Below are 10,924 nucleotides of genomic sequence, written 5' to 3'. Positions count from 1 at the left end.
GCTTGTTCAGCCGGTTGCCCGGGCCATCTGCCGCGCGGCGTCGTTGCGCCAGCGGGCCAGGTGTTCGTCGGCGTAACGCCGCACACAGCGCAGTACGGAACTCTCGTGCTGCACCAGGAAGAAGTGGTGACCGTCGAACATGTCGAGGGAGAAACCGCTGGCGGTGTCTTGCTGCCAGTCCAGCAGTTGATCGGCGCGCACCGTGTCCTGCTTGCCGCCGAATACATGGATGGGCAGGCTCAGCGGCTCACGCTCGCCGTATTCGAAACTGCCGCACAGCAGGAAGTCGGCCCGCAGGATCGGCAGCATCAACTGCATCAGTTCGGCGTTGGCCAGCACGTCTTCGCCCGTGCCCTTGAGTTCCCGCAGGCGGGCGATCAGTTGTTCGTCGTTTTTCTCGATGGCGTATTCGCTGACATCGCGACAGGCCGGGCCGGCGGTACCCGAGGCAAACAGCGCCAATGGCGGCGGCGCGCCCCGTTCGCGCAGGGCATGGGCCAGTTCGAAGGCCAGCAGGCCGCCGAGGCTGTGGCCGAACAAGGCGTAGGGGCCGTCCAGCTCGGCGCGGATCTCATCAGCCAGTTGCCCGGCCAGGTTTTTGATATCGCGCTGCAACGGCTCGTCCATGCGCATGCCGCGCCCCGGCAACTCCAGCGGCCGCACCTGCAACCACTCCGGCAGCGCCCGCCGCCAGCGGCTGTAGACCATGGCGCTGGCGCCGGAGTAAGGCAGGCAAAACAGGCGTAATCGAGCCGGCGTGTTCATTTCAGACCACTCCCGCTCACACGATAAAAACCCATTTTGTCCTCCTCCAGGCGCTGATCCTTGGCCGGTTTGTTAACTGGCCTTTCACCCATGAGAACGGATGGCACCGGGAAATAATTAGTCAGCGAGACGCCGTTCACACCTCTCGATAAAGCATAAGATTAGTTCGTCTTCTCATTTGACAATCATTATCATTAAGCATAATTTGTTGCCCGATGTGTAGGAGGCCTCAGCAAGGACGCCCTCCCCCAACCTTCTCTTGCAACAAGGTGATTTCCATGACGGAACAAGTATCCACAGGCAGGTGCGACTCACCCCTACTCCAGGCCTTCGTCGACAATCGACTGATCCTGGTCAAGATCGCAGCGCGTATTACCGGCTGCCGATCCCGCGCCGAAGACGTGGTGCAAGACGCCTACTTCCGGTTGCAATCGGCCCCCACCATCACGTCATCGTTCAAGGCGCAGCTCAGTTACCTGTTCCAGATCGTGCGCAACCTGGCTATTGATCACTACCGCAAGCAGGCGCTGGAGCTGAAATATTCCGGCACGGAAGAGGAAGGCTTGAATGTGGTTATTCACGGCGCTTCACCTGAGACCTCGCACATCAACTTTTCGACGCTGGAGAACATTGCCGACGCCTTGACCGAGTTGCCTCAGCGCACGCGTTATGCGTTTGAGATGTACCGGCTGCACGGGGTGCCGCAGAAGGATATTGCCAAGGAGCTGGGGGTTTCACCGACGTTGGTGAACTTTATGATTCGCGATGCGCTGGTGCATTGCCGGAAGGTTTCCGGGACCCATAGCGACACGTTTGCGCGGCGGGCCTGACGCGCCACACATCCCATGTGGGAGCGGGCTTGCTCGCGAAAGCGGTGGATCAGTCACACATGCATTGACTGACACTGCGCTTTCGCGAGCAAGCCCGCTCCCACATTTGATCTTCGTGCACTCAGATTTTTTGCTCAGTCAAACCAACCCACACCGCTCAAAAAACCGTTCCCGCCCCAGAATCATCAACGCCGCCCGCTTATGAGGAAAATCAAACTCCTTCTCACAGTGGAAACACTGATTCTGCATATGCCCAATCATCTTCCCGTTATCCGCCCGAGGCTCAGCCACCACACGCTGCGTACGCGGATCATCGAGAAACAAGTAATGCACCAGCGCCGACAACCAGCTCGCTACCTTGTGCGGACCACGGTGGTGCTCTTCGCCCACCAGCATATGAATCCCGCGATCGTAATCCGTCGCATCATAAAACGGCGCAATCCGATCCTCCTTCGCCCAATACGCCTCGAAATAAGCAAACGGCTCATCATCGAAACAGCCAATCAACGTCAACGCATGGGGATCCGCTTCCAGCTTGTCCAGATACTCCCGATGCTGTTCCAGGCTGCCGGTTTCCTGCCAGAAATTCGCCACCCGCGCACTGTTCTGCCAACGATTGAAGCGCGCCAGATCAACATCAATCTCCACCGTACGCAGTGAAATCCACGCCCCCAGCCGCGCATCAAACCGCCGATACACCTCGCCCCGCGGCTTCGGCGCACGGGCAGGATGACGCTTGCCACCGCTGATGATCATCTGCTGCGGATAAGTCCCCGTGAGAGATTGCCCCAGCCACGGTTGCGGCAACTGCCAGAACAACGTGCGCTCGCAATGAAACTGCCCGGCAACCCCGGTCGCCACCAGCAACCCACTGCGCAAGGCATCTTCCGGCGCATGCTCAAGACACCAGACCAGTCGCTGACGCCCGGGCTCCCTGGCAAACAGCCAATAACACGCCGCCCACAAGGCACGGGCAGCCGGCACACTGGCGGGCTCCTGCAAATGCACCTGCACCTCATCACCCCGCTCAAGGCGCAGGCGAATCAGCGGCTGGCCCTCAAGGGTGAGGCTCAGGCGGCTATCAGTTTCATCAGCATTCAGGGCGGGTCCCGCCGGCAAGGGCAGCACTGACAGGTCATTCAGATTGGACATGGGATGGGCTCACGAATCGTCGACAGTTCAACAAGTGACGTGAGCCGAGGGCAAAAATTTAGACGATCACGGTACCGGCATTACATCGATGCGGTAAGGCTCGAAGATCTTCAGCAACTGGCCGTTGTCCCTCAGCTGCTTGAGCAGCCCGGCGAACGCCGGCCCCGTGATCGGCGCCTTGGGCCGCAGCAACGCATAGTGGTGGTACACCTGGTCGATCCGCTCGGACACCAGGAACTGCCCCGCCGTATCGGCATTGCGCACCAGGAAATCGCTGAGGTAGGAACGCGTCACCAGGGCGATGTCGGCCCGGCCCCGGGCGACCATCAGCAGGTTGCTGTCGTGGGAATAGGTCAAGGTGGCGTTGAAGTGCTCCGCCATGTACTTGGGGTCGGGGTTGAAGTTGGCGAACGCGTAGTGATAGCCGCTGAACACCGCCAGGCGCTTGCCGGTCAGGTCGGCGAAATACGATTGGTCGCGACCGGGCTCCTGCTGGGCCACGAAGATTTCCGCATCCTCCAGGCCCATGTCGACATCGGTGTGGGCAATATCCTGCCAGCCCCACTTGGGGTTTTCGAAGATCGCCATGTCCACCCGACCTTGCTGGAAGTCGCGAAAACGCCGGGGAATCGAGGTGGGTACCAGCACAAACTGGTAGTCGGTTTGCAGGGCGTTCAAGGCTTCCACCAGTTGCGGCAGCAACCCGGTGTCGGCGCCCTGCTCCGGGCGCACGGTGTATGGCGGGAAATGCGCAGCACCGACCCTCACCAGTTGGGCGGCCGAGGCAGGCATCAGCCACAGTGCGCCAAGTGCCCATATTGAGAGTCCTGCAGCCAATCGCCAAGGCGAAAACATCAAGGCACACACCGTCGAAAACTTTGATCCCGCTAAGCTAGGCGTTTTTGTCTATCGAGACAACTTTCTGCCACACAATTAATAGCTTGCGCGAAAGGGCTAGTCAGCTTTCAACACCATCAGCAAGGCTTCGTCGGCCAGTTGCTCCAGGGTCATGCTGCCCTGGGCGCGAAACCAGGTGGTGGTCCAGGACAAGGCGCCCGTCAGGAAACGCCGCGTGATAAACACATCGCCCTTGATGTAACCGGCGTTTTTCGCCTCCCCCAGCACCTGCAACCAGATCTCTTCGTAGATATCGCGCAAGGCCAGCACCTGGGCCTGGCCCTCGGCCGACAGGGAACGCCATTCATACACCAGCACCGCCATGGCCTCGCCACTGCCGCCCATGATCGACTGCAATTCGCAACGAATCAGCGCCAGCACCCGCTCGCGCACGTTGCTCGCCTCGGCCAGGGAAGCGCGCATCAGGGCGGTGTTGTAGTGGATGGTTTCCTCCATCACCGCCCGCAGGATTTCGTCCTTGCTCTTGAAGTGATGAAAGATGCTGCCGGACTGGATCCCGACCGCGCCGGCCAGGTCACGCACGGTGGTGCGCTCAAAACCTTTGTTGCGAAACAGGTGGGCCGCGGTTTGCAGCAGCTTGCCACGGGCACTGTCGGGGTCGGTCAATTGGCCGGCGTCGACCATGGTGCGCATCACCCGCAGGGCTTTTTGCTCATCCATGCTGCTCTCCTTAACTTCTGGTTACGTCTTGGGCGGCAATTTAGGCCGTGGCAGCCAACCAAGCAAGCGCTTGGGGCAAAGTTATGACCAGAGTTTACAAACCAAGCGCTTGCTTGGTAGTGTGGGTGCCAGCAAACCAGAGGAAGGACGCCCCATGAACAAGACGGTACGCATCGGCTGCGCCAGCGCCTTCTGGGGCGACACCTGCACCGCCGCCGCGCAGTTGGTGCACGGCGGCACGCTGGATTACCTGGTGTTCGACTACCTGGCGGAAGTCACCCTGTCGATCCTCGCCGGAGCGCGAATGAAAGATCCCCAGGCCGGCTATGCCACGGATTTCGTCGAGGTGCTGACGCCGCTGCTGGCGGATATCCAGCGCCAGGGCATCCGCGTGATAAGCAACGCCGGCGGGATCAACCCCCAGGCCTGCGCCGCCGCGTTGCAGGCGGCCTGCGACCAGGCCCGAATCCCGTTGAAGATCGCCGTACTGCTGGGGGATGACCTGCTACCGCAGTTCAAGCAACTGCACGGCGTCACCGACATGTTCAGCGGCGCGCCCTTGCCGCCGATGTGCGTATCCACCAACGCCTACCTCGGCGCGCCCGGTATCGTGCAGGCGCTGGAGCTGGGTGCCGATATCGTGATAACCGGCCGTGTGGTGGACAGCGCGGTGGTCAGCGCGGCGCTGGTGCATGAGTTCGACTGGTCCTGGCAGGATTACGACCGCCTGGCCCAGGCGGCATTGGCCGGGCATATCATCGAATGCGGCGCGCAGTGCACCGGCGGCAACTTCACCGATTGGCGGGAGGTGCCGGACTACGAACACATCGGTTTCCCGATTGTGGAGGTCAGTGCCGACGGCCAGTTCACCGTCAGCAAGGTCGAGGGCACCGGCGGACTGATCAGCGAACTGAGCGTCGCCGAGCAACTGCTGTATGAAATCGGCGACCCGCGCGCCTACCTGTTGCCCGACGTGATCTGCGACTTCAGCCAGGTCAAGCTCCGGCAACAAGGCAAAAACCGCGTGCACCTGCACGGCGCCAGAGGCCTGCCGCCCACCGACCAGTACAAGATCAGCGCCACCTACCCGGATGGTTTTCGCTGCACCGCCAGTTGCCTGATCGCCGGGATCGACGCGGTGGCCAAGGCCGAACGGGTCAGCCAGGCGATCATCAACAAGACCTCAGAGCTGTTCAGCCAGCGCGGCTGGGCGCCCTACACCGACATCAACATCGAACTGCTGGGCAGCGAAGCCACCTACGGCCCCCATGCCCAACGCCAGGACTGCCGCGAAGTGGTGGTGAAACTGGCGGTGCGTCACCCCAGCAAACAGGCGCTGGTGCTGTTCGCCCGGGAGATTGCCCAGGCGGCCACCGGCATGGCGCCGGGGCTCACCGGAATCGTCGGCGGGCGACCTACGGTGTACCCGCTGATTCGGTTGTTTTCATTCCTGATCGATAAAAGCGCCTGCCAATTGCAGGTCGACTTCCTTGGCGAACGGCATGCCTGCGAATTGCCCGTCACCAAACCGCTGAACACCTCGATCGCATTGATCGACCCGCCCAAACCCCAAGGCCGCGCCGACGCCAACGTGCCGCTGGTCAAGCTGGCCGTCGCCCGCTCCGGCGACAAGGGCAACCACAGCAACATCGGGGTGATCGCCCGCGAGCCCGAGTACCTGCCGTGGATCGCCGAGGCGCTGACGCCCGAAGTGATCGTCGACTGGATGAGCCACGTGCTCGACCCGATCCACGGCCGCGTCGAGCGCTGGTATTTGCCCGGCAGCCACAGCCTGAACTTCCTGCTGGAAAACGCCCTGGGTGGTGGCGGGATTGCCAGCCTGCGCATCGATCCCCAAGGCAAGGCCTTCGCCCAGCAACTGCTGGAAATCCCGATTGCCGTGCCGCAGCACATTGCCGATCAATTCACTTAAAGGACCCGCGCCGTGGCCTTCGACTCGATCTTCAAAGCCGACCTGTTCCAGGGGCAGACCATCATCGTTACCGGCGGCGGCAGTGGCATTGGCCGTTGCACCGCCCACGAGCTGGCAGCCCTCGGCGCCCATGTGATCCTGGTGGGGCGCAAGCCGGAAAAACTGCAAACGGTGGCCGCGGAGATCAGTGAGGACGGCGGTCGCGCCAGCTGGCAGGCCTGCGATATTCGTGATGAAGAAGCGGTCAAGGCGCTGGTCGGCCAGGTCCTGCAGGAGCACGGCCCGATTCATGGCCTGGTGAACAACGCCGGCGGCCAGTACCCCTCGCCGCTCGCGTCGATCAACCAGAAGGGCTTTGAAACCGTGTTGCGCACCAACCTGGTGGGCGGTTTCCTGATGGCCCGGGAAGTGTTCAACCAGAGCATGAGCAAGCACGGCGGATCCATCGTCAACATGCTCGCCGACATGTGGGGCGGCATGCCCGGCATGGGGCACTCCGGTGCGGCACGTTCGGGCATGGACAACTTCACCAAGACCGCCGCCTTTGAATGGGGTTACGCGGGGGTGCGGGTCAACGCCGTGGCGCCGGGCTGGATTGCCTCCAGCGGCATGGACACCTACGAAGGCGCATTCAAGGCGGTGATCCCGACCTTGCGCGAGCATGTACCGCTCAAGCGCATCGGCACCGAATCGGAAGTCAGCGCGGCGATTGTGTTCTTGCTCAGCCCCGCCGCCGCGTTCGTCAGCGGCAGCACCTTGCGCATCGACGGCGCCGCCAGCCTGGGCAGCCGCGCATGGCCGCTGCACAAGGCGCAACCGCCGAGCGTGTCCTTTAATGGTTTCCACCGGGCTTACTTGCCGGACGTGCTCAAGGAGGAGAAATAAGCCATGCCGGTGATCGACTCGCAACTCGACGCCCACAGCCCGCAATTCGCGCAGAACCGCGAAGCGATGCTCACGGGCGTCAATCAATTGCGCCAGCTGGAGCAAAACCTGCTGGGCAAGGCCGCCGAAGCCAAGGCCAGGTTCGACAAGCGCGGGCAACTGCTGCCACGGGAACGCCTGAATTTATTGCTCGACCCCGGCGCGCCGTTCCTCGAACTGGCGAGCCTGGCCGGCTACAAACTGCACGATGACAAAGACGGCAGCGCCGCTGGGGGCGGGTTGATCGCCGGCATCGGCTACGTCAGCGGCGTGCGCATGCTGGTGGTGGCCAACAACAGCGCGATCAAGGGCGGGACCATTTCCCCCTCGGGCCTGAAAAAATCCCTGCGCCTGCAACAGATCGCCATGGAAAACAAACTGCCGGTGGTGACGCTGGCAGAAAGCGGCGGCGCCAACCTCAACTACGCCGCCGAGATTTTCGTCGAAGGCGCACGCAGCTTCGCCAACCAGGCGCGGATGTCGGCCATGGGCTTGCCGCAGATCACCGTGGTGCATGGCTCGGCCACGGCGGGCGGCGCTTATCAGCCGGGTCTTTCGGATTACGTGGTGGTGGTGCGTGGCAAGGCCAAGCTGTTCCTGGCCGGCCCGCCGCTGCTCAAGGCCGCCACCGGCGAAGTCGCCACCGATGAAGAACTGGGCGGCGCCGAGATGCATGCGCAAACCGCCGGCACCGCTGAATACCTGGCGGAAAACGACGCTGACGGCGTGCGCATCGTGCGTGAGATTGTCAGCCTGTTGCCGTGGGATGACCGCTTGCCGCCTGTGCCAAAGCGCGCTTACAGCGAGCCGCTGTACCCGATTGACGAGCTGTTGGGGCTGATCCCCGACGATCCGAAAAAGCCCTACGACGTGCGCGAAATCCTCGCGCGGTTGGCGGACGCTTCCAACTTCCTCGAATTCAAGGGCGAGTTCGACCCGCACACCGTCTGCGGCCACCTGCATATCCAGGGCCGCGCCTGTGGCTTTATCGGCAACAACGGGCCGATCACCCCGAAGGGTGCGAGCAAGGCCGCGCAATTTATCCAGCTGTGCGACCAGAGCCAGACACCGCTGCTGTTCTTCCACAACACCACCGGCTTCATGGTGGGCACCGAGTCGGAACAGCAAGGCGTGATCAAGCACGGCGCGAAGATGATCCAGGCGGTGGCCAATGCCCGGGTGCCGAAACTGACCATCGTCGTCGGCGGCTCCTATGGTGCCGGCAACTATGCGATGTGCGGCCGTGGGCTCGACCCGCGTTTCATCTTCGCCTGGCCCAACAGTCGCACCGCCGTGATGGGCGGCGCCCAGGCGGGCAAGGTGCTGCGGATCGTCACCGAAGCCAAGCAACTGAAAGACGGCCTGGTGCCCGACCCCAAGGTGCTCGACATGCTCGAACAGGTCACCGCACAGAAACTCGACAGCCAGTCCACCGCCCTCTACGGCAGCGCAAACCTATGGGACGACGGGCTGATTGACCCACGGGATACACGGACCTTGCTCGGGTTTCTGCTGGACATCTGCCACGAGGCCGAGGTGCGGCAACTACAGCCCAACAGCTTTGGTGCAGCGCGGTTTTGATGATTGTTCCCACGCTCCGCGTGGGAATGCAGCCCGGGACGCCCCGCGCCCCCATAGGGAGAACAATAAAAATGATCTTCACCCAGGAACACGAAGCACTGCGTCGCACCGTCCGTGGCTTTGTCGAGCGCGAGATCAACCCGCATGTGGATGAGTGGGAAAAGGCCGGACGCTTTCCGATCCACGAGATCTTCCGCAAGGCCGGCGACCTCGGTTTGCTGGGTATCTCCAAGCCGGAAAAATTCGGTGGCATGGGCCTCGACTACAGCTACTCGATCGTCGCCGCCGAAGAGTTCGGCAGCATTCGCTGCGGCGGCATCCCGATGTCCATCGGCGTGCAGACCGACATGTGCACCCCGGCCCTCGCCCGCTTCGGCTCCGATGAATTGCGCGAAGAATTCCTGCGCCCGGCCATCAGCGGCGAACAGGTGGGCTGCATCGGCGTCTCGGAAACCGGCGCCGGCTCCGACGTGGCCGGGCTGAAAACCCATGCCCGCAAGGACGGCACCGACTACGTGATCAACGGCAGCAAGATGTGGATCACCAACTCACCGAGCGCCGACTTCATCTGCCTGCTGGCCAACACCTCGGACGACAAGCCGCACATCAACAAGTCGCTGATCATGGTGCCGATGAACACCCCTGGCATCAGCGTCAGCCCGCCCCTGGAAAAGCTCGGCATGCACAGCTCGGAAACCGCCCAGGTGTTTTTCGACGACGTGCGCATCCCCCAGCGCAACCGCATCGGCCATGAAGGCGCGGGATTCATGATGCAGATGCTGCAGTTCCAGGAAGAGCGGCTGTTCGGCGCGGCCAATATGGTCAAGGGCCTGGAGTACTGCATCGACAGCACCATCGATTACTGCAAGGAACGCAAGACCTTCGGCAAGGCGCTGATCGACAACCAGGTGATCCACTTCCGCCTGGCCGAACTGTCCACCGAAATCGAATGCCTGCGGGCGCTGGTGTACCAGGCCACCGAGCAGTACATCAAGGGCCAGGACGTGACGCGCCTGGCCTCCATGGCCAAGCTCAAGGCCGGCCGCCTGGGCCGGGAAGTCAGCGACAGTTGCCTGCAATATTGGGGCGGCATGGGGTTCATGTGGGACAACCCGGTGGCCCGGGCTTATCGCGATGTGCGGCTGGTGTCGATTGGTGGTGGGGCGGACGAGATCATGCTGGGGATCATCTGTAAATTGATGGGCACCCTGCCGGGGAAGAAGTCGTGAACACGTTGTTGCTGGAACCGCATAACGGGGTGCTGCATGTGACCCTCAATCGGCCGGACAGCCGCAATGCCATGAGCCTGGAAATGGTCAACGAACTGCGTGCGGTACTGGCCGATGTGGCTGGGGACAAGAGCGTGCGGGCGTTGGTTATCAGCGGCGCGGGTGGGCATTTTTCGGCCGGTGGCGATGTGAAGGACATGGCTCGCGCGGGGGCCGCGGGTGGCTTGCAGGCGTTGAACCGGGCGTTCGGTACGCTGTTGCAGGAAGTGGAGGCGCTGCCGCAGGTGGTGATTGTGGTGCTTGAGGGTGCCGTGTTGGGCGGCGGGTTTGGGTTGGTGTGTGTCAGTGATGTGGCGATTGCGGATCATCAGGCGCAGTTTGGGTTGCCGGAGACCGGCCTCGGGTTATTGCCGGCGCAGATTGCGCCGTTTGTGGTGAAGCGTATCGGGTTGACCCAGGCGCGGCGGCTGGCTTTGACGGCGGCGCGGTTTGATGGGGTTGAGGCGCTGCGGTTGGGGTTGGTGCATTTTGTGGAGCACGATCCGCAGGCGTTGGCGGAGCGGCTGGATGAGGTGTTGGGGCAGGTTTTGCGGTGTGCTCCGGGGGCTAATGCGCGGACCAAGGCGTTGCTGCTGGCCAGTGGTGAGCAGGTTTTGGGGCCGTTGTTGGACCAGGCTGCCGAGTGGTTTGCCGAGGCGGTTTGTGGTGAGGAAGGGGTTGAGGGGACTCAGGCGTTTGTGCAGAAGCGCAGGCCGGGGTGGGCGCGATGAATCGGGGGCATATCCGTTATTTTTGTAATGGCGACTATGGGTTCCGCTCTTACAGCGGGTCACTTTTGAAAAGCGCAAAAGTAACCAAAACGCTCTTGCCCCACCACTCGGCACCTCGCCTAGGCTCGGTGTGCCCTCACTCCGGCTTTGGAGCGTGGGCCG

The 10,924-nt window shown here is 62.3% G+C and carries 10 protein-coding genes; 6 read left to right on the top strand and 4 right to left on the bottom strand.

Features of this window, described 5'->3' with window-relative positions:
- Nucleotides 1-6 precede the first annotated feature (6 nt).
- Nucleotides 7-765 (bottom strand): thioesterase II family protein, encoded by a 759-nt coding sequence (locus AC3WKX_RS27165; protein ID WP_003209023.1) that lies wholly within the window; start codon nt 763-765, stop codon nt 7-9.
- Nucleotides 766-1,043: 278 nt separating this feature from the next.
- Here AC3WKX_RS27165 and AC3WKX_RS27160 point away from each other — a divergent pair, with 278 nt between their 5' ends.
- Nucleotides 1,044-1,595 carry an RNA polymerase factor sigma-70 gene (locus tag AC3WKX_RS27160; RefSeq protein WP_003209024.1) on the top strand — a complete coding sequence of 184 codons (552 nt, stop codon included), beginning with the start codon at nt 1,044-1,046 and terminating at the stop codon, nt 1,593-1,595.
- 138 nt (nt 1,596-1,733) lie between these two features.
- Here the strand turns inward: AC3WKX_RS27160 and AC3WKX_RS27155 are convergent, their stop codons facing one another.
- From AC3WKX_RS27155 to AC3WKX_RS27145, 3 genes are all read right to left on the bottom strand, one after another.
- A complete protein-coding gene (locus AC3WKX_RS27155) occupies nt 1,734-2,747 on the bottom strand; it encodes a GNAT family N-acetyltransferase (RefSeq protein ID WP_102605697.1) in 1,014 nt (337 codons plus the stop codon).
- Between the two features lie 66 nt (nt 2,748-2,813).
- A complete protein-coding gene (locus AC3WKX_RS27150; RefSeq protein ID WP_083853176.1) occupies nt 2,814-3,602 on the bottom strand; it encodes a substrate-binding periplasmic protein in 789 nt (262 codons plus the stop codon).
- A gap of 99 nt (nt 3,603-3,701) precedes the next feature.
- Entirely contained in the window at nt 3,702-4,325 is a 624-nt protein-coding gene (locus AC3WKX_RS27145) for a TetR/AcrR family transcriptional regulator (RefSeq protein WP_087695088.1), read from the bottom strand.
- Between the two features lie 154 nt (nt 4,326-4,479).
- Here AC3WKX_RS27145 and AC3WKX_RS27140 point away from each other — a divergent pair, with 154 nt between their 5' ends.
- The 5 genes from AC3WKX_RS27140 to AC3WKX_RS27120 all read left to right on the top strand — a co-directional run bounded on the left by AC3WKX_RS27140 (nt 4,480) and on the right by AC3WKX_RS27120 (nt 10,762).
- Nucleotides 4,480-6,258, top strand: a complete 1,779-nt coding sequence (locus tag AC3WKX_RS27140; RefSeq protein ID WP_102605696.1) for an acyclic terpene utilization AtuA family protein — start codon at nt 4,480-4,482, stop codon at nt 6,256-6,258.
- 12 nt (nt 6,259-6,270) lie between these two features.
- Nucleotides 6,271-7,143, top strand: a complete 873-nt coding sequence (locus AC3WKX_RS27135; RefSeq protein ID WP_102605695.1) for an SDR family oxidoreductase — start codon at nt 6,271-6,273, stop codon at nt 7,141-7,143.
- Between the two features lie 3 nt (nt 7,144-7,146).
- Nucleotides 7,147-8,763, top strand: a complete 1,617-nt coding sequence (gene atuC, locus AC3WKX_RS27130) for a geranyl-CoA carboxylase subunit beta (RefSeq protein ID WP_008431693.1) — start codon at nt 7,147-7,149, stop codon at nt 8,761-8,763.
- A gap of 71 nt (nt 8,764-8,834) precedes the next feature.
- On the top strand, nt 8,835-9,992 hold the full coding sequence (gene atuD, locus AC3WKX_RS27125) for a citronellyl-CoA dehydrogenase (RefSeq protein ID WP_003209038.1): 1,158 nt from the start codon (nt 8,835-8,837) through the stop codon (nt 9,990-9,992).
- Nucleotides 9,989-10,762: an enoyl-CoA hydratase/isomerase family protein gene (locus tag AC3WKX_RS27120; RefSeq protein WP_008431696.1), complete on the top strand. Its 774-nt coding sequence runs from the start codon at nt 9,989-9,991 to the stop codon at nt 10,760-10,762. Before atuD ends, AC3WKX_RS27120 begins: the two co-directional genes overlap by 4 nt.
- Nucleotides 10,763-10,924 lie beyond the last annotated feature (162 nt).

It is taken from the genome of Pseudomonas sp. GP01-A4, from assembly GCF_058780865.1.
This window is presented reverse-complemented; position numbering and strand designations above follow the sequence as displayed.

What these genes read in the sequence shown, in the direction of transcription:
- AC3WKX_RS27165 (WP_003209023.1), bottom strand. Translation starts at nt 765, where the DNA reads ATGAACACGCCGGCTCGATTACGCCTGTTTTGCCTGCCTTACTCCGGC.
- AC3WKX_RS27160 (WP_003209024.1), top strand. Translation starts at nt 1,044, where the DNA reads ATGACGGAACAAGTATCCACAGGCAGGTGCGACTCACCCCTACTCCAG.
- AC3WKX_RS27155 (WP_102605697.1), bottom strand. Translation starts at nt 2,747, where the DNA reads ATGTCCAATCTGAATGACCTGTCAGTGCTGCCCTTGCCGGCGGGACCC.
- AC3WKX_RS27150 (WP_083853176.1), bottom strand. Translation starts at nt 3,602, where the DNA reads ATGTTTTCGCCTTGGCGATTGGCTGCAGGACTCTCAATATGGGCACTT.
- AC3WKX_RS27145 (WP_087695088.1), bottom strand. Translation starts at nt 4,325, where the DNA reads ATGGATGAGCAAAAAGCCCTGCGGGTGATGCGCACCATGGTCGACGCC.
- AC3WKX_RS27140 (WP_102605696.1), top strand. Translation starts at nt 4,480, where the DNA reads ATGAACAAGACGGTACGCATCGGCTGCGCCAGCGCCTTCTGGGGCGAC.
- atuC (WP_008431693.1), top strand. Translation starts at nt 7,147, where the DNA reads ATGCCGGTGATCGACTCGCAACTCGACGCCCACAGCCCGCAATTCGCG.
- atuD (WP_003209038.1), top strand. Translation starts at nt 8,835, where the DNA reads ATGATCTTCACCCAGGAACACGAAGCACTGCGTCGCACCGTCCGTGGC.